25 protein-coding genes are annotated in these 24,893 nt (G+C 62.0%); 12 read left to right on the top strand and 13 right to left on the bottom strand.

What is annotated here, in order from left to right; genetic code table 11:
- Positions 1 to 12 precede the first annotated feature (12 nt).
- The 4 genes from ACQKEN_RS06980 to ACQKEN_RS06965 all read left to right on the top strand — a co-directional run bounded on the left by ACQKEN_RS06980 (position 13) and on the right by ACQKEN_RS06965 (position 4,967).
- A complete protein-coding gene (locus ACQKEN_RS06980; protein WP_427684654.1) occupies positions 13 to 1,368 on the top strand; it encodes a urate hydroxylase PuuD in 1,356 nt (451 codons plus the stop codon).
- Between the two features lie 124 nt (positions 1,369 to 1,492).
- A complete protein-coding gene (locus ACQKEN_RS06975) occupies positions 1,493 to 2,848 on the top strand; it encodes a nucleobase:cation symporter-2 family protein (protein WP_427684653.1) in 1,356 nt (451 codons plus the stop codon).
- Positions 2,849 to 3,209: 361 nt separating this feature from the next.
- Positions 3,210 to 3,998: an outer membrane protein OmpK gene (locus tag ACQKEN_RS06970; RefSeq protein WP_427684651.1), complete on the top strand. Its 789-nt coding sequence runs from the start codon at positions 3,210 to 3,212 to the stop codon at positions 3,996 to 3,998.
- Between the two features lie 210 nt (positions 3,999 to 4,208).
- Positions 4,209 to 4,967 carry a hypothetical protein gene (locus tag ACQKEN_RS06965; RefSeq protein WP_427684649.1) on the top strand — a complete coding sequence of 253 codons (759 nt, stop codon included), beginning with the start codon at positions 4,209 to 4,211 and terminating at the stop codon, positions 4,965 to 4,967.
- Positions 4,968 to 5,080: 113 nt separating this feature from the next.
- On the opposite strand, the gene ACQKEN_RS06960 is transcribed toward ACQKEN_RS06965, so the two are convergent.
- A complete protein-coding gene (locus ACQKEN_RS06960) occupies positions 5,081 to 5,305 on the bottom strand; it encodes a hypothetical protein (RefSeq protein ID WP_065988731.1) in 225 nt (74 codons plus the stop codon).
- A 253-nt stretch (positions 5,306 to 5,558) separates the two neighbouring features.
- On the opposite strand from ACQKEN_RS06960, the gene ACQKEN_RS06955 reads away from it, so the two are divergent.
- Complete coding sequence (locus tag ACQKEN_RS06955; protein WP_122537323.1) at positions 5,559 to 6,167, top strand: TetR/AcrR family transcriptional regulator; 609 nt, start codon at positions 5,559 to 5,561, stop codon at positions 6,165 to 6,167.
- 2 nt (positions 6,168 to 6,169) lie between these two features.
- Here ACQKEN_RS06955 and ACQKEN_RS06950 read toward each other — a convergent pair whose 3' ends face one another.
- Positions 6,170 to 6,568 carry a response regulator gene (locus ACQKEN_RS06950; protein ID WP_133775977.1) on the bottom strand — a complete coding sequence of 133 codons (399 nt, stop codon included), beginning with the start codon at positions 6,566 to 6,568 and terminating at the stop codon, positions 6,170 to 6,172.
- A gap of 620 nt (positions 6,569 to 7,188) precedes the next feature.
- Between ACQKEN_RS06950 and ACQKEN_RS06945 the strand changes: the two genes are divergently transcribed.
- On the top strand, positions 7,189 to 8,820 hold the full coding sequence (locus tag ACQKEN_RS06945; protein ID WP_427684647.1) for a methyl-accepting chemotaxis protein: 1,632 nt from the start codon (positions 7,189 to 7,191) through the stop codon (positions 8,818 to 8,820).
- Between the two features lie 239 nt (positions 8,821 to 9,059).
- Here the strand turns inward: ACQKEN_RS06945 and ACQKEN_RS06940 are convergent, their stop codons facing one another.
- Positions 9,060 to 9,986, bottom strand: a complete 927-nt coding sequence (locus tag ACQKEN_RS06940; protein WP_427684646.1) for a transcriptional regulator GcvA — start codon at positions 9,984 to 9,986, stop codon at positions 9,060 to 9,062.
- Between the two features lie 169 nt (positions 9,987 to 10,155).
- On the opposite strand from ACQKEN_RS06940, the gene gstA reads away from it, so the two are divergent.
- The 4 genes from gstA to ACQKEN_RS06920 all read left to right on the top strand — a co-directional run bounded on the left by gstA (position 10,156) and on the right by ACQKEN_RS06920 (position 13,863).
- The gene (gstA, locus tag ACQKEN_RS06935) at positions 10,156 to 10,767 is read left to right on the top strand and encodes a glutathione transferase GstA (protein ID WP_427684644.1); all 612 of its coding nucleotides are present in this window, start codon (positions 10,156 to 10,158) and stop codon (positions 10,765 to 10,767) included.
- 166 nt (positions 10,768 to 10,933) lie between these two features.
- On the top strand, positions 10,934 to 11,815 hold the full coding sequence (locus ACQKEN_RS06930) for an urea transporter (RefSeq protein WP_427684643.1): 882 nt from the start codon (positions 10,934 to 10,936) through the stop codon (positions 11,813 to 11,815).
- 45 nt (positions 11,816 to 11,860) lie between these two features.
- A complete protein-coding gene (locus ACQKEN_RS06925) occupies positions 11,861 to 12,727 on the top strand; it encodes an ion transporter (RefSeq protein ID WP_427684642.1) in 867 nt (288 codons plus the stop codon).
- Between the two features lie 134 nt (positions 12,728 to 12,861).
- Complete coding sequence (locus ACQKEN_RS06920; RefSeq protein WP_427684640.1) at positions 12,862 to 13,863, top strand: sulfate ABC transporter substrate-binding protein; 1,002 nt, start codon at positions 12,862 to 12,864, stop codon at positions 13,861 to 13,863.
- Positions 13,864 to 14,801: 938 nt separating this feature from the next.
- On the opposite strand, the gene ACQKEN_RS06915 is transcribed toward ACQKEN_RS06920, so the two are convergent.
- The 10 genes from ACQKEN_RS06915 to ccmA all read right to left on the bottom strand — a co-directional run bounded on the left by ACQKEN_RS06915 (position 14,802) and on the right by ccmA (position 22,400).
- The gene (locus ACQKEN_RS06915) at positions 14,802 to 15,218 is read right to left on the bottom strand and encodes a hypothetical protein (protein ID WP_427684639.1); all 417 of its coding nucleotides are present in this window, start codon (positions 15,216 to 15,218) and stop codon (positions 14,802 to 14,804) included.
- A gap of 30 nt (positions 15,219 to 15,248) precedes the next feature.
- Entirely contained in the window at positions 15,249 to 16,454 is a 1,206-nt protein-coding gene (gene ccmI, locus ACQKEN_RS06910) for a c-type cytochrome biogenesis protein CcmI (protein WP_427684637.1), read from the bottom strand.
- The gene (locus ACQKEN_RS06905) at positions 16,451 to 16,912 is read right to left on the bottom strand and encodes a cytochrome c-type biogenesis protein (RefSeq protein ID WP_427684635.1); all 462 of its coding nucleotides are present in this window, start codon (positions 16,910 to 16,912) and stop codon (positions 16,451 to 16,453) included. Before ACQKEN_RS06905 ends, ccmI begins: the two co-directional genes overlap by 4 nt.
- 71 nt (positions 16,913 to 16,983) lie before the next feature.
- A complete protein-coding gene (locus tag ACQKEN_RS06900; RefSeq protein ID WP_427684633.1) occupies positions 16,984 to 17,520 on the bottom strand; it encodes a DsbE family thiol:disulfide interchange protein in 537 nt (178 codons plus the stop codon).
- Complete coding sequence (locus ACQKEN_RS06895) at positions 17,517 to 19,490, bottom strand: heme lyase CcmF/NrfE family subunit (RefSeq protein ID WP_427684632.1); 1,974 nt, start codon at positions 19,488 to 19,490, stop codon at positions 17,517 to 17,519. The genes ACQKEN_RS06900 and ACQKEN_RS06895 overlap by 4 nt, the downstream gene beginning before the upstream one ends.
- 3 nt (positions 19,491 to 19,493) lie before the next feature.
- Positions 19,494 to 19,967 carry a cytochrome c maturation protein CcmE gene (ccmE, locus tag ACQKEN_RS06890; protein WP_427684630.1) on the bottom strand — a complete coding sequence of 158 codons (474 nt, stop codon included), beginning with the start codon at positions 19,965 to 19,967 and terminating at the stop codon, positions 19,494 to 19,496.
- The gene (gene ccmD / locus ACQKEN_RS06885) at positions 19,964 to 20,140 is read right to left on the bottom strand and encodes a heme exporter protein CcmD (RefSeq protein WP_427684628.1); all 177 of its coding nucleotides are present in this window, start codon (positions 20,138 to 20,140) and stop codon (positions 19,964 to 19,966) included. The genes ccmE and ccmD overlap by 4 nt, the downstream gene beginning before the upstream one ends.
- Entirely contained in the window at positions 20,137 to 20,946 is an 810-nt protein-coding gene (locus ACQKEN_RS06880) for a heme ABC transporter permease (RefSeq protein ID WP_427684626.1), read from the bottom strand. Before ACQKEN_RS06880 ends, ccmD begins: the two co-directional genes overlap by 4 nt.
- Positions 20,947 to 21,096: 150 nt before the next feature.
- A complete protein-coding gene (ccmB, locus tag ACQKEN_RS06875) occupies positions 21,097 to 21,768 on the bottom strand; it encodes a heme exporter protein CcmB (RefSeq protein WP_205482733.1) in 672 nt (223 codons plus the stop codon).
- Entirely contained in the window at positions 21,765 to 22,400 is a 636-nt protein-coding gene (ccmA, locus tag ACQKEN_RS06870) for a cytochrome c biogenesis heme-transporting ATPase CcmA (RefSeq protein WP_427684624.1), read from the bottom strand. Before ccmA ends, ccmB begins: the two co-directional genes overlap by 4 nt.
- A 162-nt stretch (positions 22,401 to 22,562) precedes the next feature.
- Here ccmA and ACQKEN_RS06865 point away from each other — a divergent pair, with 162 nt between their 5' ends.
- Positions 22,563 to 24,194 (top strand): flagellar hook-length control protein FliK, encoded by a 1,632-nt coding sequence (locus ACQKEN_RS06865; RefSeq protein ID WP_427684622.1) that lies wholly within the window; start codon positions 22,563 to 22,565, stop codon positions 24,192 to 24,194.
- On the top strand, positions 24,194 to 24,514 hold the full coding sequence (locus ACQKEN_RS06860; protein WP_427684620.1) for an EscU/YscU/HrcU family type III secretion system export apparatus switch protein: 321 nt from the start codon (positions 24,194 to 24,196) through the stop codon (positions 24,512 to 24,514). Before ACQKEN_RS06865 ends, ACQKEN_RS06860 begins: the two co-directional genes overlap by 1 nt.
- The last annotated feature ends 379 nt before the right edge of the window (positions 24,515 to 24,893 follow it).

The following is a 24,893-nucleotide window of genomic DNA, read 5'->3' as shown; positions in this document are numbered from 1 at the left end:
AGGGTAAAGACTGTGGCTGCACATCTGATGGAATGGCTGAATCTGGGCGTGCGCTGGATTCACATGATCGTCGGGATCGCCTGGATCGGCGCGTCCTTTTATTTCGTCTGGCTGGAGAACAACCTCAACCGCGCCAACCCCCGTGACGGTCTGTCGGGCGACCTCTGGGCGATTCACGGCGGCGGTATCTACCACCTGGAAAAGTACAAACTGGCGCCGCCGGCCATGCCGGACGACCTGCACTGGTTCAAATGGGAAGCCTACTGGACCTGGATGTCGGGCGTCGCGCTGCTGTGCATCGTGTTCTATTCCAACCCCACCCTTTACCTGCTGGCACCCGGCAGCACGCTGAGCGGCGGCGCAGGCATCGCCATTGGCGTCGGCTCATTGATCGCCAGCTGGACGATCTACGACATCCTCTGCGATTCGCCGCTGGGCAAGCGCCCTGCCCTGCTGGGCCTGGTGCTGTTCGTGCTGGTCATCGCGGCCTGCTTCGGCTTCAGCCAGGTGTTCAGCGGACGGGCGGCTTACCTGCACACCGGTGCGATCATCGGCACCATCATGGTCGGCAACGTGCTGCGCATCATCATGCCGGCCCAGCGCGCGCTGGTTGCCGCCATCGCCGAGAACCGCACGCCGGATCCGTCGCTGCCGGCCAAAGGCCTGCTGCGTTCACGGCACAACAACTACTTCACCCTGCCGGTGCTGTTCATCATGATCAGCAACCACTTCCCGAGCACCTACGGCAGTCAGTACAACTGGCTGATCCTCGCCGGGATCGCGGTGTGTGCGGTGCTGGTCCGTCACTTCTTCAACACCCGTCACAACAGTCACAAATACGCCTGGGCCCTGCCGGTCGGTGCGCTGGGGATGATGTGCCTGGCCTACGTCACCGGTCCTGCGCAAATGCCTCGCGGCCCGGACGTGGCGGAGAAAATCCAGTACCAGCCATTGCCGGGGACGGCCATTGGCGGTCATCGCGCTGATGAGCCCAAGCCTGAAGTCGCGCCAGCGCCTGCTCCGGCCCCAGCAGCTCCAGCCACTATCGCTGCCCCTGCCGCTGCCGCAACGGCCGAAGCGCAACCGGCGCAAGCCAGCACCGGCGGCGTGGATTTCGAGAAGGTCCACAGCGTGATTCAGGAGCGCTGCACCGTGTGCCACTCCGCCAAACCCACCAGCCCGCTGTTCAGCAGCGCGCCGGCCGGGATCATGTTCGACACGCCGCAACAGATCCAGCAACTCGCCCCGCGCATTCAGGCCCAGGCCGTGACCGCGCAGATCATGCCGCTGGGCAACATCACCCAGATGACCCAACAGGAACGTGACCTGCTGGGGCAATGGATCGATAAAGGGGCGCAGACGAACTAAGCAGCTCCAAGCTTCAAGCAGCAAGCTCCAAGCCAAGGCAGTACGCGATCCGCTTTAGCTTGAGGCTTGCTGCTTCACCCGATTCAAAGCTTCAACCCCAAAATAAAAACAAATGAGGTGTTGCATGTCCGAGTCAACTCACGCGCGCATCCCTGCCGCGCCGCCACGACAGCCCCTGCCCTTGCTGCAACTGATTCTGGTGGGCCTGCAACACGTCCTGTTGATGTACGGCGGTGCCGTTGCGGTGCCGCTGATCATCGGCCAGGCCGCCGGGCTTTCCCGGGAAGAAATTGCCTTTCTGATCAACGCCGACCTGCTGGTCGCCGGCATTGCCACGGTGGTGCAATCCCTGGGCATCGGTCCGCTGGGCATCCGCATGCCGATCATGATGGGCGCCAGTTTCGCCGCGGTCGGCAGCATGGTGGCGATGGCCGGGATGAGCGGCGTCGGCCTGCCGGGCATCTTCGGCGCGACCATCGCGGCGGGCTTCTTCGGCATGCTGATCGCGCCGTTCATGTCGAAAATCGTACGCTTCTTTCCGCCGCTGGTGACCGGCACCGTGATCACTTCCATCGGCCTGTCGCTGTTCCCGGTGGCGGTCAACTGGGCGGGCGGCGGCAGCAAGGCGGTGAGCTTCGGTAACCCTGTTTACCTCGGCGTCGCAGCGCTGGTGTTGCTGACCATCCTGCTGATCAACCGCTTCATGCGCGGGTTCTGGGTGAATATCTCCGTGCTGATCGGCATGGGCCTGGGCTACATCCTCTCCGGCTTCATCGGCATGGTCGACCTCAGTGGCCTGGGTCAGGCCGAATGGCTGAAGGTGGTCACGCCCCTGCACTTCGGCCTGCCGCAATTCAGCCTCGCGCCGATTCTGTCGATGTGCCTGGTGGTGGTGATTATCTTTGTCGAATCCACAGGGATGTTCCTCGCGCTGGGCAAGATCACCGACCGCGAAGTCACGCCGGGCATGCTGCGCCGGGGCCTGCTGTGCGACGCGGCCGCCTCGTTTCTCGCGGGCTTTCTCAACACCTTCACCCACTCCTCGTTTGCGCAGAACATCGGCCTGGTGCAGATGACCGGGGTGCGCTGCCGCTCGGTGACCATCGTCGCGGGCGGTTTTCTCATCGTGCTCAGCCTGTTGCCGAAAGCGGCTTATCTGGTGGCCTCGATTCCGCCTGCGGTACTGGGCGGCGCGGCCATCGCGATGTTCGGCATGGTCGCCGCCACCGGGATCAAGATCCTCCAGGAAGCGGACATCGCCGATCGGCGCAATCAGCTGCTGGTCGCGGTGAGCATCGGCATGGGCCTGATCCCGGTGGTGCGGCCGGAGTTCTTCAGCCAGCTGCCGCAGTGGATGGGGCCGATCACCCACAGCGGCATCGCCATGGCGACATTGAGCGCGGTGTTGTTGAACCTGCTGTTCAACGTGCTCGGCGGTGCCGACCGGGCGGCGATGGCCGGGCCGCTGCATTCACACTGAGGGGTGGTTGCCCTGTTTTCGACGGGAGTGCTCTGTCACAGAGCACTTGAGCACGGCTGCGCGAGTCAGTATCCTCCGCCGCCGCTCGAATTCAGTCCAATAACAACCCTGCAACTAACCTGACTGACCGGACAACTCTCCGATCAGCCTGTGCATCTTCCAAACGGCATCGATAAATCGACCCATCGACTGTTCTTTAAACAGCTGGCAGGACTTTTTTGTCTTTTTTCAAGGTGTTGGCTCAGCTCTTGCTATCCACTCAAAGCTGACCAAACAGACAACTTAGTTAATTAAAACCAAGGCGCCATAACAGAGCGTCAGTTCGCAAAAAACCACGACGTCAATCCAAGGGAGTAATTACATGAACCGCACGCTTTCCAGCCTGATGGCCGCCAGTTGCCTGCTTGCCGCCGCGCCGGCCATGTCGGGTGATCTGCTGCAGTGGCAGAGCAACAGCCTGACTTACCTCTACGGCAAGAACTTCGCCGTGAACCCTGAGAACCAGCAGACGTTCACCTACGAACATGCCGACGGCTGGAAATACGGCGACAACTTCGTCTTCCTCGATTACATCAATTACAACGGCAAGAAAGACGGCGGCCTGGGTAACGCCTCGACGTACGGGGAGATTTCCCCTCGCCTGTCCATGGGCAAGATTTTCGATCAGAAATTCCAGCTGGGGCCTATTACGGACGTGCTGCTGGCAACCACTTATGAGTTTGGCGAGGGCGATGTCGAGTCGTACCTGATCGGCCCGGGTTTTGACTTGAAGATCCCCGGCTTCGATTACTTCCAGCTGAACTTCTACAAGCGTTACAACGACGGCCACCGCGCCGGTTACGGTGCCTGGCAGATTACCCCGGTGTGGTCTTACACGATTCCGGTGGGCAAGTCGGACATTCTTATCGACGGCTTCATGGACTGGGTCGTGGACAACAAACAGTCCAACAGCAAAGGCGATTACCACTCCAACCTGCACTTCAACCCGCAGATCAAATACGACCTGGGCAAGGCGCTTAATCTTCCGGACCGGCAGTTGTATGTGGGCGTCGAGTACGACTACTGGAGCAACAAGTACGGCATCAACGACACGCGCTCTTTCGATACCGACCAGAACACCGCCAGTTTGCTGGTGAAAGTGTTCTTCTGATCGCCGCGACGCGGGGCTGACGGGAAGCCCCACTGGCCGTTGGCACGAGGCGTCCACTGCAGAATGTCCGGGGCATTACGCTCCGGGCAATTCATGCGCTTTTCATTTTGATACGACCGATTTTTAACTTCCGCTCCGGGATCATGGGCACCGTCGGCCACTGTCGGGCAGACACTCGAACCTCCCTGTCTGAACCACCCGGTAACTACAATGAACAAACTTCCGCAGATCACGCTCGCGTTCTGGGTCATGAAAATCTGTGCCACCACGTTAGGCGAAACAGCAGGTGACTTGCTGTCGATGACCCTCGACGTGGGTTATCTGATCAGCTCCCTTATCTTGATTAGCGTGTTTGTCGTCACGCTCATCACACAACTGGCCTCCAAACGCTATAACCCGGCGCTGTACTGGTTGGTGATTCTTTCCACCAGCACGGCGGGCACCACCATGTCCGACTTCATGGACCGCACACTGGGCCTCGGTTATGCGGCAGGTTCGGCCATTCTCGTGGCGATCCTGCTGGCTATCTTCACGGCCTGGTACTGGAGCGAAAGATCTTTGTCGGTCAGCCGTGTCACCACGCTGAAAGCCGAGCTGTTCTACTGGTTCGCGATCCTGTTCTCGAACACCCTGGGCACTGCGCTGGGCGACTTCCTGGCGGATGACTCGGGGTTGGGATTCATGGGCGGGGCACTGCTGATCGGTTCGGCGATTGCCGTGGTCGTGGTGCTTCACTACACCACCCGGTTGTCTTCGGTGGCGCTGTTCTGGATCGCCTTCGTGCTGACTCGCCCGTTCGGGGCGACATTGGGTGACGTGCTGACCAAACCCCATGAAAAAGGCGGGCTGGACTTCGGCACGGTAGGTTCTTCGATGGTACTGCTGGGCATTCTCGTGCTGCTGGTGGGCACCGCCATGTATTACAACCGCAAGCCCGCGCCGGCCTACGCGGCGATCAGCGACAAGTAAGGGCACGCGCTCCATCGAACTAAGGCGCGCTTGCCTGGGACCGAAGCACTTCAACCCTCGCTACACAGGCTGATGTTCAACGGTCACAGGCAAACGCGGCCAGGGTTACCCTCTCAGGAATGCCCTTCCCACGGCAGCGGCTTGCCCGCTCGCACCCTTGCGTTCAGCGAGCGCAACAGGTCGAGGGGATCCCGGTCTTTCATCGCATGACTCTGCTCGTCGACCCAGGTCATGACCTGCTGCCGGTCGAGCGTCGGCCGGCGGTGCAGGATTTCCACCAGTTGCCGCTCGCAATGCTGGGCATACGCAACGACGCTGGAAAACAATGGGCTGTTCATGCTGCCGACACCTCGCCACCGAATACGCGTTCAGCCTTGATAAGGCGCCAGTTCTGATAGTGCTGCTCTGTTAATACTCCCGGTACAACTCTCGGTACAGCCATCCGCCACACAATACCACTGGCGCGCGGTCCCGACAGTGGCAAGCCGGTGCGGGAAAGGGATGTCGTGGCGCGGGAGTGGCGATGTTGAGCCTGCGACGAGGCCGGTGCTAACATTCGCCACCGCCGAGCAGGCAAGGACATACCGGTTTATGAGCAGCATCCGCGAGCGCAACAAAGAACTGATCCTGCGCGCAGCCAGTGAAGAATTTGCCGACAAAGGATTCGCCGCCAGCAAGACCAGCGACATCGCCGCCAAGGCCGGTGTGCCCAAGCCCAACGTCTATTACTACTTCAAATCGAAGGACAACCTGTATCGCGAGGTGCTCGAAAGCATCATCGAGCCGATCATGCAGGCGTCGACGCCGTTCAATCGTGAGGGGGTGCCGGCCGAGGTGTTGACGAGCTACATCCGCTCGAAGATCCGCATCTCCCGCGATCTGCCCTTCGCTTCAAAGGTGTTCGCCAGCGAGATCATGCACGGCGCGCCGCATCTGACGCCCGAACAGGTTGAGCAACTGAATGGACAGGCCCGGCACAACATCGAGTGCATCCAGGGCTGGATCGACGATGGCCTGATCGCGCCGATCGACCCTCATCACCTGATGTTCAGCATCTGGGCCGCGACCCAGACCTACGCCGATTTCGACTGGCAGATTTCAACGGTCACGGGTAAGGCCAGCCTGGACGACGCTGATTACGAAGCGGCGGCCCAAACCATTATCCGGCTGGTGCTCAAGGGGTGTGAGCCTGACCGCTGAGGCTACTGGCTGTCGTGTTTGTCGTAGCCCAAGGCCTTGTTAACGCCTTGTAAAAGCTGGCCGAAACTCCAGGGTTTGCGAATGAACACGACCGGGTGAACGACGCCAGAGCTCTCGGGTGTCTCGTGACCTGACATGATGAGGATCGGGATGTGCGGATATTTGTTGCCCGACAGGTTCGCCAGATCGGCACCGTTCAACTGACCCGGCATCAGGATATCGGTGAGGAGGAGCGCCACGTCGTCCGAGTTGCTCTCGAGGTACTTCGCAGCCTCGTCGGCACTCTCCAGCGCAAAGGTCTTGAAATCTTCATCCTCGAGGATCTCGCAGACGAAGTCGCGAATGATTTCCTCGTCCTCAACTACCAGAATGAGTCTTTTGTTCGGTACGTCTGCTGCCATTTGCGCCACATCCACAATAATTATTTCCCATGCCTGCCCGGCCGGCCCTGTCCTGGACTCGGGTGTAGTCCGTACTGTGAGCAGCGCGAGCGCCGGAAATTCCATCGGGAAACAACATTTGGTCGAAACGTCGTACAGATTCGGGAAAAGAATGCCTACGGAAAGGCCCTTCGCCAAACCCCAGGCAATAAAAAACCCGCCGAAGCGGGTTTGTGCAACACCGTCCAACTTCCTGTTGGCCGCCAATGCCTGGCAACGGTCGATCATCCTTGATCCTGCAGCGGTCCGTTGCTGCAGTTGATGGATCCAATGTACCGCGCCGACGTGTCTCAACCTAGAGCCAAGTTCCTCAGCTTGTGTAAGCCTTTCGCTATAGCGGTATCGGATACGACGTCAGGCGAAGGCATTTCCTACGGCTAAATCTGGCTTATGGACCAGCAATTACAGATATATCCTTGGGGCACTCTCAGGTTTATCCCCGGCACGCCGAGACGCTTAATGACACCGCGTCCTCTCTCCGTCGTCTGACGGTCATCGATCCGCGGTCGAGGCGGTGTGCACGGCACGCTGGCCCTGAACGCCTGGCCCAATAAAAAGAACAAAGAAACGGAGTGACGATCATGAATATGCGCAATCTTTCCATCAGCCGCCGCTTGTGGCTGATTCTCATCGTCGCCGTGGTGATGCTGTTTACGTTGGCGGGGGCGATGCTCAAGCAGATCCACGACGATCTGTACGAAGCCAAGACCGTCAAGACCATGCACGTGGTGCAGACCGCCAGCGGCCTGCTTGACTACTACCATGGCCTGGAAACCGCCGGCACGCTGACCCGCGAGCAGGCGCAACAGCAGGCGATGGATGCCATTCGCGGGCTGCGCTACAACCAGACCGACTACTTCTGGATCAACGACCTGCGCCCGGTGATGATCATGCACCCGGCCAATCCCAAGCTGGTGGGCCAGGACCTGTCCGGCATCAAGGACCCGGACGGTTTTCAGGTCTTCAACGAGATGGTCACCCTGGCCAAGGCCAAAGGCGCCGGCATGGTCAACTACCGATGGCCCAAGCCCGGCGCCACTGACGCGGTGGGCAAGACCTCGTACATCTCGCTGTTCGCGCCGTGGGGCTGGATCATCGGCTCGGGCGTTTACATTGATGACGTGCAAGCCGAGTTCTACAAGCAGGTGGTCAAGGCGCTGTCGATCAGTGCCGGCATCATTCTGGTCATGGCGTTGCTGTTGATCTTTATCGCACGCAGCATCGCCGGCCCGCTCAAGGCCACCGTCGAGGCAATGGCCAATATCGCCAGCGGCGAAAGCGACCTGACCCGCACCCTGCAAACCGAGGGCAGCGACGAAGTCACGCAACTGGCCCGACATTTCAATGCGTTCACCGCCAAGCTGCGGCGAGTGGTCAGCGAGCTGCAGTCGTCTGCCGTCGGCCTCGGCCAGGCGTCGAGTGAGCTGGGCAGCAACGCCATTCAAGCTCAGGAGCGCAGCCAGCAGCAGTCGCTGCAGATGGAGCAGGTGGCGACGGCGGTCAATGAGGTCACCTATGGCGTGCAGGACGTGGCGAAGAACGCCGAGCACGCCGCCAGCGAGATGCGCAACGCCGAATCCCAGGCGCAGCAGGGTCAGGCCAACATCGACAGCAGCCTGAAGCAGATCGGGCACCTGTCCGGCACCATCGATCAGGCCGTGGAGGTCATTCGTACACTGGCCAGTGAAAGCACGCAGATCGGCGGTGTGCTGGAGGTGATCAGTTCGATCGCCGAGCAAACCAACCTGCTGGCACTGAACGCCGCCATCGAAGCCGCCCGCGCCGGTGATCAGGGCCGTGGCTTCGCCGTGGTCGCAGACGAGGTACGCCTGCTGGCCCAGCGCACGCAGAAATCCACCGCAGAAATCCAGACGATGATCGAGCGCCTGCAAGCCCATTCGGATGCGGCGGTAAAAGTGATCGCCGACAGCAGTCGTTCTTCGCAGCTGACGATTGAACAGGCCAACCTGGCCGGCCAGAGCCTGACCTCGATCAGCCAGGCACTGCGCAACCTCAACGGCCTCAACGCCTCCATCGCCAGCGCCACCCTTGAGCAATCCCACGTGGTGGAAGACATCAACCAGAACGTCACCCAGGCGGCGCAGCTGTCCCAGAGCACGGCGGTGGCGGCCGAACAGTCCAGCGCAGCGAGCCATCAGCTCAAGGGGTTGAGTGAACAGTTGAATGGGTTGTTGCGGCAGTTTCGGGTTTAAGCGACTGACGCCCTCCCGGCTAGAGCCGGTCCCACAGGGGCACGCAGTGTTAGTGGGACTGGCTTTAGCCGGGAAGAGGCCCGTTTTGACGCCATCAATATTTGCGGTGTGGCGCCTGGCGCTTTCCCGGCTAAAGCCGGTCCCACAGGGGCATTTTCCTCGTCCGGAGCAACGCGCTGGCGCAGCAAACCATGCCCTTGGGGGATGTGAGTGCCTGGGTGCCAATGAGGCGCGACGACCTAGTCCAGAAGTTCTGAAACCGAGACGGATTCGGCGCCCTGCACCAGATCGATCAACCAGGTGCGAAACGCCACGACTTTTTTCGAATTCGCGATTTCCAGCGGCGTTACCAAATAGAAACCCAGATCGGACTTCAGCTTGAGGTTGAACGGCGCGACCAACTTACCGGCTTTTAAGTCGTCATCGACATAGGTCGAGCGGCCAATACATACCCCCAGGCCGTCGATAGCAGCCTGTACGGCCATCATGGCCAGATCGAACGTCAGCCGCGTGCCTTCTGCCAGCCTCTTCGGCTGACCGGCGGCGCTCAACCACATGTTCCAGTCGTTGCTGGTCATGCCGCTGACCTGCAACAGCTTGTGATTGGCCAGGTCAACCGGGCTTTTCAGTGGCGTCGGTCCGGTCAGCAGCTTGGGGCTGCACACCGGGAAAATTTCGTCGGACATCAGCCAGTCCGACCGCAGCCCCTTCCAGTCGCCAAAGCCATAGCGGATCGCGGCGTCAATGCCGCCTTTGCGAAAGTCCACCAGATCGGTGGATGCCGTGACTCGCACATCGATATTGGGATACGCCTCCTGAAACGAAGCCAGGCGCGGCAGCAGCCATTTAGACGCCAGCGAGACCAACGTGCTGATGGTCAACGCGCTGTTGTTTGTGGATTCCAGCAGCATTTCCGTGGAATAGCGCAACTCATGGAATGCCGAGCGGATGCCCGGCAGATACGAATGCCCTTCAGTGGTCAGTGCCAGCCCATCCTTGAGCCGCAGAAACAGGCGAATGCCCAATTCGTCTTCAAGCCGGCGGATCTGGTGACTGATGGCGGTCTGCGTGACATTCAGCTCCTCCGCTGCTTTGGTAAAGCTCATATGGCGGGCAGCGGATTCAAAGGCTTTCAGTCCATTGAGAGAAGGAATTCTGGCAGCCATAAGGGACCGAGGGCTCATGAGATTTTGTCATAAGGTAGCACTCAAAAAGTCCTTTGCTAAGCCCAGCACAAGTCACCGATCCTGACGTCGCCGTTCGCTCAACACCCCACATGCCCCGTGCCCCGACGCGCGTCCGGTCACGCATCGCTTTCGCTCACAGGATAGACGGATGAAACTGTACTTCGCCCCCATGACCTGCTCACTGTCACCCCACATCGTGCTGCGTGAACTGGAACTGCCGTTCGAGCTGATACGCGTCAATAACAAGACCAAAGCCACGGCAGATGGCCGAGACTTCCGCGACATCAACCCTAAGGGATATGTCGCCGCGCTGGTGCTGGATGAGGGTCAGGTGTTGACCGAAGGTCCGGCGATCATCCAGTACCTCGCCGATCAGGTCGAGGGTAACTCGTTGGCTCCGGCCAATGGCACGTGGGAACGGACGCGTCTACAGGAGCTGCTGAACTTCATCAGCGCCGAAATTCACGCGGGCAGTGCACCGCTGTTCAATGCCGATATCCCCGAAGCCACCAAAGCAATCTTTCGCCACACCCTGTTCAAGCGTCTGGACTATCTAAACAGGGAGCTGATGCAGAAAGACTATCTGCTAGGCGCTTTCGGGCTCGCTGATGCCTACCTGTTCACGGTACTGAAGTGGCTGCCGTTCTTTAACATCGACGTCAAGCACTGGCCAGAACTGGCGTCATTCATGAAGCGGGTCGAAGCACGGCCAAGCGTCAAGGCCGCCATAGCCGCAGAAGAGGCAACGCAGGCGGTTTAAACGCAGACGATCAGTGCGGCCTTTTACGCGAACCGTTAAACCGGCAGTTCTGGTCGTACGGAATATGCGGGTCCAGCGCTGTTCGATGAGTACTCGCCTCCTGCCTTGTCGAAAAGTCGACTAAAGCCCATTATGTATACAATAATTACAACTATTGAATACATATATGCCAGCCATCCCTGCCCCGCCGCCCCAACGATGCCCCGACTGGGCCGAAACCCTGCTCAACGGCTTCAGTCAGGTGCTGCTGCAACGCAGCCCCCTCTGCGGGGTTTTCTGTCTGTTGGCGATTCTGATCAGCGCACCCTCCTCCCTGGGCGCCGCGTTGCTGGGCGCTGTCGCCGGTTTGCTCACGGCGCAACGGCGGGGCTATCCAAAAGTCAGGCGCCAGGCCGGGCTTTATAGCTACAACGGCGTTTTGCTGGGCCTGCTGATCGACTACCGCGTCGAATGGTCACCACTGGTGCCGCTGCTGATCATTGCCTGCGGCGGGCTGAGCGCGATGCTGATGCACGCTTGGCTGGAACGCACGCCACGGGCCTCCTGCCTGAACGCCTACACGGCGCCCTTCGTGCTGTTTGGCTGGCTGTTGTTGGTGTTTGTCGAACCGACGCAAGCGGCTGTCGCGGACGTGAACCCGATCCACGCGCTGCCCTTGGGTTTCGGCCAGGTCTTTCTGCTTGATCATCCGCTGGCGGGGGTGATGATCGGCGTCGGGCTGCTGATCGCCAATCGGCGCGCCGCGCTCTGGGCATTTGTCGGCTGCATCAGCGGAGTGGCGTTCGCGCTGTGGCCGTCGCAGCCGGATCTGGCGCTGCCCGGCCTGTGCGGCTACAACCCGGCGCTGGCCGGGCTGGCGTTCAGTCAGGCGCGGCACAGACCCTGGTTGCCGGCGAGCGCGATTGCGCTGTCGATTCTGTTGCAGCCGGGGTTTGCAGCCATGGGTCTGCCGACGCTGACCGCGCCCTTCATTCTGGCCTGCTGGCTGGTGCAGGCCAGCGCCCGGCTGCTGCGTCAGGGGATCGGTGATGACAGGTTGCGCTCCTGAGCACTTTGTCCCACGCTCTGCCGACCTTGCACGCGGAACGACCCCATGGACAGCAACATCAGCTGGCGCGAACAGCTACGCATCATCGTTTTTCAGAGTGACACCAAGCCCGGCCGGCGCTTCGACAAGATCCTGCTGGTGCTCATCCTGTGCAGCCTGCTCGTGGCGATCATCGACAGCATCGAGGCCGTGCACCGCAACTATGCCGCGCCACTGGCCTGGATCGAGTGGACCTTCACTTTCATCTTTGCGGTCGAGTATCTGGTGCGCCTGTACTGCTCGCCCAAACCCCTCAAGTACGCGTTCAGCTTCTATGGCCTGATCGACCTGCTGGCCATCGTCCCGGGCATCCTGGCGATCTATTACAGCGACGCGCAGTACCTGCTGATCGTGCGTGTGGTGCGCATGCTGCGGATCTTCCGCGTGCTCAAGCTCAGCCCTTATTTGAAACAGGCCAACTACCTGCTCGCCGCCCTGCGTGGCAGCAAGCAGAAGATCATCGTGTTTCTGGCCACCGTGTCGACGCTGGTGACGGTGTTCGGCACGCTGATGTACGTCGTCGAGGGACCCGAGCACGGCTTCACCAGCATTCCCAAAGGCATCTACTGGGCGATCGTCACGCTGACCACGGTGGGCTTTGGTGACATCGTGCCGAAGACGCCGATCGGGCAGATTCTGTCGTCGCTGGTGATGATCACCGGTTACTCGATCATCGCCGTGCCCACCGGGATTTTCACTGCCGAACTGGCCAACGCCATGCGCGGCGATCAGCTGCAGCACGACTGCCCGGTTTGCGCCAAGAACGCCCATGAACCCAACGCGGCGTTCTGTTCGCGCTGCGGCAATCCGCTGTTTCCCCGCAGCGAATCAAGGGACGCGCCTCACACCGCTCAAACTGACATAAGCACATGAGTTTTTGATCTATTGAGCGGCTGGGGACTTTGGTTATAGTCGCCAGCCACTGGCTATCTCGTCTGGTTATAACAACGGCTCTTCCAAGAGCGAATCACTCAACGCCCCCTGCTCAACGCCACAAGGAATCCACAGTGAAAAAAATCTTCGCCGCTTCCATGCTCGCCGCAGGACTGGCTCTGGGCAGCGCTGCACAGGCCGCCGCGCCATCGCTGCTCAACGTTTCGTATGACGTGATGCGCGATTTCTATAAGGACTACAACGCCGCGTTCCAGAAGCACTGGGAAGCCGAGCACAAGGAAAGCGCGACGATTCAGATGTCCTTTGGCGGATCGAGCAAACAGGCGCGTTCGGTGATCGATGGCCTGCCCGCCGATGTCATCACCATGAACATGGCCACTGACATCAACGCGCTGGCGGACAACGGCGAACTGGTGCCAAAGGACTGGGTCACTCGCCTGCCGAACAACAGCGCGCCGTTTACCTCGGCCACGGTGTTCATCGTGCGCAAGGGCAATCCGAAGGCGCTGAAGGACTGGCCGGACCTGGTCAAGGATGGCGTTGAAGTGGTGGTGCCGAACCCGAAAACCTCCGGCAACGGCCGCTACACCTACCTCTCGGCCTGGGGCTACACGCTGAAGAACGGCGGCGATGAAGCGGCAGCGAAAAAGTTCGTCGGCGAGCTGTTCAGCCATGTGCCCGTCCTCGACACCGGTGGCCGTGGCGCGACCACCACGTTCATGACCAACCACATCGGCGACGTGCTGGTGACCTTCGAAAACGAAGCGGAAATGATCGCCCGCGAGTTTGGTCGTGATCAGTTCGAAGTGGTGTACCCGAGCGTCTCCGCTGAAGCTGAGCCGCCTGTGAGCGTGGTGGACAAGGTGGTGGACAAGAAAGGCACCCGCGCGGTGGCCGAGGAATACCTGAAGTACCTGTGGTCCCCTGAAGGACAGGAAATCGCTGCCGCCAACTACCTGCGCCCACGGGATCCGGCGGTGCTGGCCAAGTACACCGACCGCTTCCCGAAAGTGGATTTCCTGTCAGTGGAAAAAACCTTCGGCGACTGGCGCACCGTGCAGAAGACGCACTTCAACGACGGTGGGGTGTTTGACCAGATCTATCCGGCGAAATAAGGCCCCCGGCTTAGTCCGCCAGGATCAAGAGCGTCTGCCTAACGGCAGACTTTTTCGCCTTCGGCGAGTTACTTGGAAAAGCACCCCAAGTAACCAAGGGTGCTTGCTCCTGGTTGGGCTCCTCGTTCCTCGGGGTTCCTTCACTCCGGTCTTGCTCCGTGGGCCCGCGCCGAACGGACATCCATGTCCGCAACGGCGCTCTCGCCGCATCCATGCGGCTCGGCCCACTGCGCAAAACCTGCGTTCAGCCTGCACCCAAGTCGCGATGGGTGTCGTCTGAGCTTCTTGCGTAAGAAGATCAAGATCAACAGCTTCCCGGCTGAAGCCGGTCCCACTAACAGACCGCGGGCGTATGTAGGATCGGCTTGATCGTTCCCACGCTCCGCGTGGGAATGCATCCCGTGACGCTCCGCGTCACCTCCCCAAGCCTTGATGCGCGTCGTATGCGGGACGCGGAGCGTCCGGGGCGGCGTTACCACGCGGAGCGTGGGAACGATCAGAATGGTGAGCAAACCGGCCTCTTCCCGGCTAAAGCCGGTCCCACTAACAGCAGCGCGTGCACCCAGTGGGACCGGCTTCAGCCGGGAAGCTCTTGATCTGCTCTTGATTTTCAAACGCAAAAAGCCCAGTCACCGCCAAACGCGACTTGGGTGCAGGCTGAACGCAGGTCTCGCGGAGTGGGCCGAGCGGCATGGATGCCGCGAGAGCGCCGTCAGGACATGGATGTCCGTTCGGCGCGGGCCCACGGAGCGTCGTCGAAGTGAGGGAAGCCGACGAGGTCGGGCCAAACTGAGAGCAAGCACCCTTGGTTACTTGGGGATGGTGCGACTTTCGACTTTTCCAAGTAACTCGCCGAAGGCGAAACGGTCTGCCCCCAGGCAGACGCCCTTGATCTTGATCTTGATCTTGATCCTGGCGTACTAGGCCCCCCGCCTAATTCAATTCCCGAACTGTTTACTCAACCCCGGCGGCACGCCACTGGCATCGGTCTCCTGCCAAGGCCCGCTTGGCGAAGTCGACCAGGTCCAGCCGTTGTTCCAGCGATAGTAAGTTCGCTGGCGATAGAACGTGTTCGGCACATTATCCAGCACATGCACGCCCAGGCGCGCGTCCCAATGGCTGTTGCCACCCGGCGGCGGAGCGAAGTGCGAGGAGGTTTTCGGGCCGGGCGCAGGAATCGGGGCAGAAGGCGGCGTCTCAGGCGCCGTGCGCGGAGTGCCGGGCTGGGGGGTCGGCGACGGACCCGGCATGGTCGGAATCGGCTCGGAACTCTGCGGCCCTGGATGCTGCACCGCACAGGCGGCGGTCAATCCCACCACCAGACTCAACAAGGCAAAACGGGCGACGCGATACATAGGGGCTCTCTACTCGTTGCGTTAACGGGGTTACTGATCGGGGCTGTCGATGGTCAGGGCCTGCAGCGCCGTCACGTTGCTCGGCAACGGCTGGCTGCGACCGATCCATTCGCCCGCCGTGGGCTGACCGGCGCGGGACACCCGGGCCACGAGTTGGACTTCGGGGAAGTTCGACAGTTTCAGCTGCGGTATCATCGCGTCGGCGTCAGTCAGCTCGACTTCCACCGGCAAATCGGCCACGGTCACGCGCTTGACCGCCAACGGTGCCGGCGGACCCGACACCGCGCGGGCAAACACAAACACCGTGTCGCCTGGCTGCACCTTGGTCTTCAACGCTTCCGACAGCGTGACGCGCACCTTCAGACGCGCGCCCTGCACCGCCACCGGCGGGGTGTTTTCCAGCGTGCCGCCGCTTTGCACCACATTGTCTCTGGCGCGTTTGATCCCGCCTTCCAGCGCCCCGCGGGAGGGATCGTTCGGCGGCAACACCGACAGCAGCCGCGTCCAATAGCTCACCGCCTCGTCGAAATGCTGGCTTTCGAAGGCGTTGATGCCCATCAGGCCCAGGCTGGTGACTTCCTTGGGATTGAGCTTCAGCGCTTCTTCGGCAATCCCCTGAATCTGCGGGGTCCAGGCCTTGTTGCCGGCGAAGTACAACGCCTGGGCCCACTGCCCGAGCAGTTCGGGCTGACGACCGGCCAGCTTGGCCGCGCGCTCAAACATCCGCGCGGCATCGGCCGGGCGATCCTGGGCCATGTAGGTCCGCGCGAGGAAATACGCGCTCTCGGCGGAATCCGGTTGCGCCTTCACCGCACGCTCAAGCCGCTCGGTCATCTGCGCCAGTGAACCCGGTGGCTGAGAGAACTCCCGGGTCAGCTCGACCTTGTCCGACGCGCCGAAATGCAGATACAGGCCCAACGCCAGGACCGGCACCAGAATCGCCGCGAGCAATGGCAGCGGCTTGCCAAGTCGCGACACCCGCTCGGCGCCCACGCCTTCAGTGTCGGCGAGCAATTCACGCGCAGCCTCGGCGCGACCGCCGTCCAGTTGCGCCGAGGAGAGCACGCCCTCCTCCTGCTGCGCTTGCAGCTCGGCGATGCGCTCCTGATACAAGGCGACGTTAAGGGCGGTGCGATCTTCCTCAGTCTGCGCGCGACGGCCACGCACCACCGGGATCAGCAGGAAACTCAGGGCCACCAGCAACAGCAGGCCGGCGGCCATCCAGAAATCGATCATTCGCGGTTCTTATCCAGCAAGTGGGCGAGGCGCTGACGCTCCTCGTCGGAAAGCACGTCGGCGTCTTCGCGGCCTGAGCGGCGGCGGCGCACGACAATCACACCAATCAACACCGCGCCGCCTAGCAGCAGGCCGGCCGGACCGAACCAGAGCAGCCAGGTGTGGGCATTGAGCTCCGGCTTGTAGCGCACGAACTCGCCGTAGCGATCGACCATGAAATCGATGATCTGCTGATTGCTCTGGCCTTCGCCGAGCATGCGGTAGATCTCTTTGCGCAGGTCGGCGGCGATGGGCGCGTTGGAATCGGCGATGTCCTGGTTCTGGCATTTCGGGCAGCGCAGCTCGCGGGTCAGCTCGGTGTAGCGGGCACGTTCGGCGTCGTCCTTGAAGGTGTAGGCATCAATCGCTGCCTGGGCCACACCTGCAAAACCCAGCGCCAATACCGCAGCGGCAGCCAATCGCCGCCCCCCCTGTAGCAGCGCGCTTGCCCGCGAAGAGGGTCGAACAGACGCCACATCATGACGGCTGATCATTGCTTGCCCTCATCCACCAGCGCCTGATACTGGCCCGCCAGCTTCTCGCGCCAGACTGTCTGGTCGATCACGCCAACATGCTTGTAGCGAATGACGCCCTTGGCATCGATCAAGAAGGTCTCCGGCGCGCCATAGACACCCAGATTCAAACCCAGGCTACCGGCCTCATCATTGATGTTCAGCTGATAGGGATCGTGAAAATCCTTAAGCCACTTCAATGCATCGGCATTCACATCCTTGTAATTGACGCCGTAAATCACCACGCCCTGCTTCGCCAGCTTCGTCAAAACCGGGTGCTCGTCGCGGCAGGCCACGCACCAGGTGCCCCAGACGTTAACCAGCGCCGGCTTGCCCAGCAGGTCGGCGCGGGTCAGCGGCTTGCCGCCTTGCACGGCGGGCAAGCTGAATTCAGGGAAGGGCTTGCCAATCAACGCCGACGGCAACTCCGACGGATCGAGATATAAACCTCGGTACAGCAAACCCGCCATGCCGAGAAACAGCACCAGCGGGATCAGCAACATCCAGCGCTTCATACCGCCGCCCCCGTCATGCCCAGCGCGTCACGCACTTTCGCGCGGACTTTGACGCGATAACGTTTGTCCAGCGCCGCCAGCAGCCCACCCAGTGCGGTGATCAGCCCGCCGAACCAGATCCAGCGCACGAACGGCTTGACGTGGACACGCACCGCCCACGCGCCGTTTTCCAGCGGTTCGCCCAGCGCCACGTACAGATCGCGGGTGAAACCGGCGTCGATGCCGGCCTCGGTCATCATCGAACGCTGCACGGTGTACAGGCGTTTTTCCGGGTGCAGCACGGTGATTTCCTTGTCGTCTTCCAGCACGCGAAGGGTGCCGCGATCAGAGGTGAAATTCGGGCCCTGGTAATGCTGGGCGCCCTCGAACACGAACCTATAGCCGCCCAGTTCCACCGACTCGCCCGGGGCCATGCGCAGGTCGCGTTCGGCGCTGTTCTGGCTGGACAACACCACGCCCAGCGCCAGCACCGCGATACCCAGGTGCGCCACTTGCATGCCCCAGTAACTGCGGGTCAGCGAGCGCATGCCCTTGAGCAATCCCTTGTGCCGCGTCTTGTCGAACAGGTCGCGCACGCCGGCCAGCAACACCCAGGCCGCGAGCAGGCAGGTGGCAAGCACCGCCCAGTGGAAGTCGGCCATGGCAAAACCGGCAATCACCGCCAAGACCGCGCTGCCGACCAACACCGGCGCGAGCATGCTCAATAGCCACTTGACCGGCGTGTCCTTCCAGCGCACCAGCACGCCCACCGCCATGACGGCCATGAGCAAGCCCATCAGCGGCACGAACAACGCATTGAAATACGGCGGGCCGACGGACATCTTCGCCCCGCTCAACGCATCCAGCACCAGCGGGTAGAGCGTGCCGAGCAGAATCATCGACGCCGCCACCACCAGCACCAGGTTATTGCCCAGCAGCAAGGTTTCCCGCGACCACAGGCCAAACCCGACGTGGCTTTTCACCACCGGCGCGCGGAGGGCGAACAGGGTCAGTGAGCCGCCCACCACCATCAGCAGGAAGATCAGGATGAACACGCCACGGGCCGGATCGGAGGCAAATGCGTGCACAGACGTCAGCACGCCCGAACGCACCAGGAAGGTGCCCAGCAGGCTCAACGAAAACGCCGCGATGGCCAGGAGAACCGTCCAGCTCTTGAACACGCCGCGCTTTTCCGTGACCGCCAGCGAGTGGATCAGCGCTGTGCCCACCAGCCAGGGCATGAACGAGGCATTTTCCACCGGGTCCCAGAACCACCAGCCGCCCCAGCCCAGTTCGTAATAGGCCCACCACGAGCCCAGCGTGATGCCGACGCCGAGGAAGGCCCAGGCGACGATGGTCCACGGCCGCGACCAGCGCGCCCATGCCGCATCAAGCCGACCGCCGAGCAGCGCAGCGATGGCGAAAGCAAACGCCACCGAGAACCCGACGTAGCCCATGTACAGCATCGGCGGGTGGACGATCAGGCCAATGTCCTGCAGCAACGGATTCAGGTCGCGGCCGTCCTGGGGAATCTGCGGCAGGATGCGGCTGAACGGGTTGGAGGTGAGGATCAGAAACAGCAGAAAGCCGACGCTGATCATGCCCATCACCGCCAGTACACGGGCGAGCATGACCTGAGGCAACTGTCGGGAAAAGATCGACACGGCGAAGGTCCAGCCGCCGAGGATCAGCGCCCAGAGCAGCAACGAGCCTTCGTGAGCGCCCCAGACGGCGCTGAATTTGTAGTACCACGGCAACGCGCTGTTGGAGTTCTCCGCAACGTAAGCCACGGAAAAGTCGTCGACCATGAACGAGTGGGTCAGGCAGCCAAAGGCAAACACAAGGAAGGCAAACTGCCCCCACGCCGCGGGCTGGGCGAGGCTCATCCACAGACGATCGCCGCGCCAGGCGCCCAGCAGCGGCACGATGGCCTGCACGATGGCGAAGCACAGAGCCAAAATCATGGCCAGGTGGCCGAGTTCGGGAATCATGATTTACCCCTGTTTGTCCGGGAGAGCGGCGGGCGTGGCGGCGGGCGCGGGCTGGCCGCTGTCTTTCAGCGCTTTGGCGACTTCCGGCGGCATGTATTTCTCATCGTGCTTGGCCAGCACTTCATCGGCGACGACCACGCCGTCGGCATTGAGCTTGCCGAGGGCAACGATGCCCTGCCCTTCGCGGAACAGGTCGGGCAGGATGCCGCGATAGGTGATGGGCACCGACTTGTTGAAATCGGTGACGGCAAACGTGACGTCCAGAGAATCCGACGAGCGCTGCAGCGAGCCCTGGACCACCATGCCGCCGGCGCGAATCCGCGTGTCACGGGGCGCTTCGCCGCCGGCAATCTGGGTCGGGGTGTAGAACAGGTTGATGTTTTCCTTCAGCGCGCTGAGTGCAAGGCTGACCGCAATGCCGACCCCGGCGAGGATCGCCAGGATGATCAACAGGCGCTTTTTTCGCAGCGGATTCACGTAATGCTCTCCCGGCGCAGACGGCGCGCCTCTTGTTGCAGGTAACGCCGACGCGCGAAAACCGGTGCCAGGACGTTGATCGCCAGCACGATGAAACAGATGCCATACGCCGACCAGACATACAGCCCGTGCCTGCCCATGGCGAGAAAATCGCTGAAAGACTCGAAGCTCATCGTTCGACTCCGTTGCGAGGAGGCGCTGAGTGGCCAAGGGTTTTCACTAACACATCCTTGACCCAACCAGCGCGGGCTTCGCGTTTGAGCACTTCCAGGCGCATGCGCAGCAGCAGCACCGCCCCGAAGAAGCAATAGAACCCCAGCACGGTGAACAGCAGCGGCAGCCACATCTCGGCAGGCATCGCCGGTTTTTCCGTCAGGCTGAAGGTCGCGCCCTGGTGCAGAGTGCTCCACCATTCCACTGAATACTTGATGATCGGGATGTTGATCACGCCGACGATGGCCAGCACGGCGCAGGCCCTGGCGGCGCTGTCGCGGTTAGTAATGGCGTTGCCCAGCGCGATCAGGCCGAAATACAGGAACAGCAGGATCAGCATTGAGGTCAGCCGCGCATCCCAGACCCACCACGAACCCCACGTGGGCTTGCCCCAGATCGCGCCGGTGACCAAGGCCAGGGCGGTCATCCACGCACCGATGGGCGCCGCGCATTGCAGGGCAACGTCGGCCATCTTCATCTTCCAGACCAGCCCGACCACGCCGCACACGGCCATCATCACGTAGCAGGACTGGGCCAGCATCGCCGCCGGCACATGGATATAAATGATGCGAAAGCTGTTGCCTTGTTGATAGTCAGGCGGCGCGAACGCCAGGCCCCAGACCACGCCGATGGCGATCAACAGCGCCGCAGCGATGCTCAGCCACGGCAGCAGACGGCCGCTGATGCCGTAAAACCATTTGGGCGAACCGAGTTTGTGGAACCAGGCCCAACTCAGGCCGCCTTTAGTCTTGGCACTTGTGTTCATCACGCTGCCTTTTCATCACGGTGCTTTTCATCACGGTGCTCGTTATCACAGTGCGTCTCAGCCAGAGGCGCTGTCAGGGCAAGGCGCTTCTTATGACTGAAGCGTCCGGGACCTGCCGACGGAAAAACTGTCCGCTCGGTCAGGGTGCGATTATTCGCCAACGCTGATCTTCAAACCAGCGGCAATTGCAAAGGGCGTCAGGGTTACCGCCAGTGCGGTCAGGCTGCCAAGCCAAAGCAGATAACCGGTCGCAGGCATGCCCTCAAGTGCGGCCTGCAAGGCGCCGCTGCCGAGAATCAGCACCGGGATGTACAGCGGCAGAATCAACAGCGCCAACAGCAGGCCCCCGCGCTTGAGCCCTACGGTCAACGCCGCGCCCACTGCGCCGAGCAGGCTCAGCACCGGCGTGCCCAGCAGCAGCGACAGCAGCAGCACCGGCAAACATGCGGTGGGCAGGCCCAGCATCAGCGCCAGCAGCGGGGACAGCAACACCAGCGCCAGCCCGGAAAACGCCCAGTGCGCCAGCACCTTCGCCAACACCAACAGCGCCAACGGTTGCGACGACAGCACCCATTGTTCGAGGGAGCCGTCTTCGAAATCGCTGCGAAACAGGCCGTCCAGTGACAGCAGCACAGACAACAGCGCCGCCACCCACACCAACCCCGGCGACAGGCGCTGCAGCAGTTGCGTGTCAGGGCCGACGGCCAGGGGAAACAGCGCGATGACGATGGCGAAGAACACCAGCGGGTTAAGCAGCTCGGCCGGGCGCCGAAACAGCAGGCGCGCTTCGCGGGCGATCAGCAGGGTAAACACCTGACTCATGCCGCCCACTGCCCCAGGTCCAGATCGCGATAGCCGGAGGGCGTGCGGCTCAGGGTGTGGTGCGTGGTCAGCACCACCGCGCCGCCGTTTTCACAGTGAGCGGCCAGATGAGCCTCAAGTTGCGCGACGCCCTGTTTGTCCAGGGCGGTGAAGGGTTCGTCGAGCATCCACAGGCGGGGGCCGGGCAGATACAGGCGGGCCAGTGCCACGCGGCGGCGCTGGCCGGCCGACAAGGTGTGGCACGGCACGTCTTCAAACCCACGCAGGCCGACCGCTTCGAGGGCGCGCCAGATGTCGGCAGCCTGCACCGGCGTGTGCAGCGCGCAGAGCCAGGCCAGGTTTTCCAGAGGGGTGAGTAAATCCTTGATGCCGGCGGCGTGGCCAATCCACAGCAGGTGGCGGGTCAACTCGTTGCGCTGACTGGCGAGGGGCTTGCCGTCCAGCAGCACGCTGCCGGCGGTGGGCTGCATCAGCCCGCACAACAGGCGCAGCAGGCTGGTCTTGCCGCTGCCGTTGGGGCCGCTGATCTGGACCATGTCGCCCGCGCTCAGCCGCAATTCGAGATCTTCGAACAGCAGGCGCCAGTCGCGCTCGCACGTCAGCGCCACGGCTTCAAGAACGGGGATGGACATGAAGGACCTTCTTTTCAGTAGCAGCGGCGCGGCGGTTCAAGTCGGGATCATGACGGCCGTTATACTGATGCAGCTTAACGGTGGACCGCCGACGAAGTCGGTGCCGGATTATACATACCCGGCCCCGCCATCCAGAGCGCAAATTTACCGAGTCGGGATCTGATGACAGGCGATATACCCAATCTTTCTCCAGTAACAGTGGCCACGGCCCTGCTGCGCGCCGGTGTGCCGGCCGGCGAAGTGCTCAAGCTGATGGAGCCGCGCGAAGGGCTGTTGATGTCGGGCCAGGTGGCCAGCGCTGAAGTGGTGAGCCTCAAGCAGTTGGGGCAGGACTTTCAGCTGTTGCTCAAACTGACCATGGACAACGGCCGGCAAACCACCCTCCCCGTCAGCAGTTCGCTGCCGCTGACGCCAGGCACCAGCGTCAACGTCGCCCAGGGTTCAGCCGACACCCTGACCATCAGCGTGCAGGACCTGCAGAAAGCCGCCACCAACAGCCTCACCAGCATCGACACGCGGCAGTTGCCTGCCGGCACCCTGTTGCAAGGCAAAGTGCTGACCACCCAGGTGGCGGCGCAGAATGTCGCGCAGTTGGCGGGGCAATCCCCCGGGCAATCGTCGGGTGGGGCGCAGCCGGCGAATTACCGCTCCATCGTCATCCTGCTCAACACGGCCCTGGCCGGCACCAGCCTGACCGTCGACAGCCCGCAACCGCTGCGGGTCGGCAGTCTGCTCAGCGCCCAGGTGCAGAACAGTCAGGCGCTGAATTTCGTCGCCCTGCCCAATCGTCTGGACGAACTGGCCCTGGCGCAGCAGCTGTCGACCCAGCAAAGCCGTCAGGGCTCGCTGCAGGGCCTGATCACGGCGCTGCAGAACATGCCGCCGCCGGCTGCCGATGGCGATAACCTCCCACCGTCGCTGCGGGCCAGCATCGAGCAACTGTTGGCCGATCTGCCGGACGTCCCGCAGATGACCACCGCCAAGGGAGTCGCCCAGGCCCTGAATGCCAGCGGGCTGTTCATGGAGTCGCGCTTGCTCGCCGGGCAGAACCCGACGCTGGTGCCGGACATGAAGGCCAACTTGCTGCGGCTGGTCACTCAACTCCTGCCGGGGCTGCCGGGCAACGTCAGTTATGACGCCGCTGCCGCCGGCAATACCCTGGCGCGGGCCATGCCCAGCGTGTTGCGCAGCGCCTTCGGCACCCTGGGGCTGGTGGCGCCGCCGAGCGAAACGATCAACTTCCCATTACCACCGCGCACCCTCGGCCATCCGGAGAGCAAGGACGATCTGGAGATGCTGCTGAAACTGGCGGCAGGGGCCATTTCGCGCCTGCAGAGCCATCAACTGGGCGGCCTCGAGCAGACCCGCACCCACGCCGACGGCACTCAGGTGACCACCTGGCAGCTGGAGATCCCGATGCGCAACGCCCACGACATCGTGCCGTTGCAGGTCAAGGTTCAGCGCGAGGAAACGCCAGAGCGCGACGACCCTTCCGATTCGCCGGTGCAGGAAGCCAAGGAGCGAGAAAAGCTCTGGCGGCTGGAGCTGGCCTTTGATCTGGAGCCCCTCGGCCCGCTGCACGTGCAGGCGCAACTGATTGCCGGGAGCATCGCCAGCCAGTTGTGGGCTGAGCGCGAAGGCAGCGCCGAGTTGATTTCCAGCGAGCTGGATAATCTGCGTGCGCGGCTGGTGGCGTGCGGTCTGAACGTCAAGGAACTGGAATGCAACCGTGGCGTGCCGCCCCAGGGGCCACGCGCCGTGCTCGAACAACGCTGGATCGACGAGAACGCCTGATGAGCAGACCCGAGCAGACACCGCGTCAGGCCATTGCCCTCAGCTACGACGGCCACCAGGCCCCGACGCTGACGGCCAAGGGCGATGACACGCTGGCGGAAGCCATTCTGGCGATCGCCAGGGAATACAAAGTCCCGATCTACGAAAACGCGGAACTGGTGAAAATGCTTGCCCGCCTGGAACTGGGCGACAGCATCCCCCAGGAACTGTACCTGACCATCGCCGAAATCATCGCGTTTGCCTGGCACCTGAAAGGCAAGTTTCCGGTGGGGTTTGACCCGGATGCCGGGCCGGTGGAACGGGATATCACGCCGCGTTGATTCAGACTCAGCCGGTCATATTCACCACGCCAATGGCCCTGTTAACGCGAATCTACTGCAGGAGCGCGCTTGCCCGCGAAGGCGTCGGCACCGCTGCCGCTGAATGACTGACTCACCGCGATCACTGTAGGAGCCCTCTTGCTGGCGAACGCGTCGTGTCAGTCGCCGAGCAGGTCACAGGAAAATCGCATTCGCCAGCAAGCCGGCTCCTACGGATGTTGCATACGACCGTGAGTATTCAACCGCCGCAAAACCCCGTGTAGGAGCGCGCTTGCCCGCGAACGCGTCGGCACCGCTGCCGCTGAATGACTGACTCACCGCGATCACTGTAGGAGCCGGCTTGCTGGCGAACGCGTCGTGTCAGTCGCCGAGCAGGTCA

The sequence above is a fragment of the Pseudomonas sp. NPDC078416 genome, assembly GCF_050268485.1.
In the GTDB taxonomy this organism is placed as follows: Bacteria; Pseudomonadota; Gammaproteobacteria; order Pseudomonadales; family Pseudomonadaceae; genus Aquipseudomonas.
The sequence above is the reverse complement of the archived record's forward strand: the minus strand, read 5'-3'. Positions and strand labels throughout refer to the sequence as shown.

Bases quoted from the DNA above. Each gene is read 5' to 3' on its own strand.
- ACQKEN_RS06955 (WP_122537323.1), top strand. From the start codon at position 5,559: ATGAGCAGCATCCGCGAGCGCAACAAAGAACTGATCCTGCGCGCAGCC.
- ACQKEN_RS06925 (WP_427684642.1), top strand. From the start codon at position 11,861: ATGGACAGCAACATCAGCTGGCGCGAACAGCTACGCATCATCGTTTTT.
- ACQKEN_RS06970 (WP_427684651.1), top strand. From the start codon at position 3,210: ATGAACCGCACGCTTTCCAGCCTGATGGCCGCCAGTTGCCTGCTTGCC.
- ACQKEN_RS06880 (WP_427684626.1), bottom strand. From the start codon at position 20,946: ATGAACACAAGTGCCAAGACTAAAGGCGGCCTGAGTTGGGCCTGGTTC.
- ACQKEN_RS06865 (WP_427684622.1), top strand. From the start codon at position 22,563: ATGACAGGCGATATACCCAATCTTTCTCCAGTAACAGTGGCCACGGCC.
- ACQKEN_RS06965 (WP_427684649.1), top strand. From the start codon at position 4,209: ATGAACAAACTTCCGCAGATCACGCTCGCGTTCTGGGTCATGAAAATC.
- ACQKEN_RS06860 (WP_427684620.1), top strand. From the start codon at position 24,194: ATGAGCAGACCCGAGCAGACACCGCGTCAGGCCATTGCCCTCAGCTAC.
- ACQKEN_RS06945 (WP_427684647.1), top strand. From the start codon at position 7,189: ATGAATATGCGCAATCTTTCCATCAGCCGCCGCTTGTGGCTGATTCTC.
- ccmA (WP_427684624.1), bottom strand. From the start codon at position 22,400: ATGTCCATCCCCGTTCTTGAAGCCGTGGCGCTGACGTGCGAGCGCGAC.
- ACQKEN_RS06950 (WP_133775977.1), bottom strand. From the start codon at position 6,568: ATGGCAGCAGACGTACCGAACAAAAGACTCATTCTGGTAGTTGAGGAC.
- ACQKEN_RS06960 (WP_065988731.1), bottom strand. From the start codon at position 5,305: ATGAACAGCCCATTGTTTTCCAGCGTCGTTGCGTATGCCCAGCATTGC.
- gstA (WP_427684644.1), top strand. From the start codon at position 10,156: ATGAAACTGTACTTCGCCCCCATGACCTGCTCACTGTCACCCCACATC.
- ccmD (WP_427684628.1), bottom strand. From the start codon at position 20,140: ATGAGCTTCGAGTCTTTCAGCGATTTTCTCGCCATGGGCAGGCACGGG.
- ACQKEN_RS06895 (WP_427684632.1), bottom strand. From the start codon at position 19,490: ATGATTCCCGAACTCGGCCACCTGGCCATGATTTTGGCTCTGTGCTTC.
- ACQKEN_RS06975 (WP_427684653.1), top strand. From the start codon at position 1,493: ATGTCCGAGTCAACTCACGCGCGCATCCCTGCCGCGCCGCCACGACAG.
- ACQKEN_RS06900 (WP_427684633.1), bottom strand. From the start codon at position 17,520: ATGAAGCGCTGGATGTTGCTGATCCCGCTGGTGCTGTTTCTCGGCATG.
- ACQKEN_RS06940 (WP_427684646.1), bottom strand. From the start codon at position 9,986: ATGGCTGCCAGAATTCCTTCTCTCAATGGACTGAAAGCCTTTGAATCC.
- ACQKEN_RS06930 (WP_427684643.1), top strand. From the start codon at position 10,934: ATGCCAGCCATCCCTGCCCCGCCGCCCCAACGATGCCCCGACTGGGCC.
- ccmB (WP_205482733.1), bottom strand. From the start codon at position 21,768: ATGAGTCAGGTGTTTACCCTGCTGATCGCCCGCGAAGCGCGCCTGCTG.
- ACQKEN_RS06915 (WP_427684639.1), bottom strand. From the start codon at position 15,218: ATGTATCGCGTCGCCCGTTTTGCCTTGTTGAGTCTGGTGGTGGGATTG.
- ccmI (WP_427684637.1), bottom strand. From the start codon at position 16,454: ATGATCGATTTCTGGATGGCCGCCGGCCTGCTGTTGCTGGTGGCCCTG.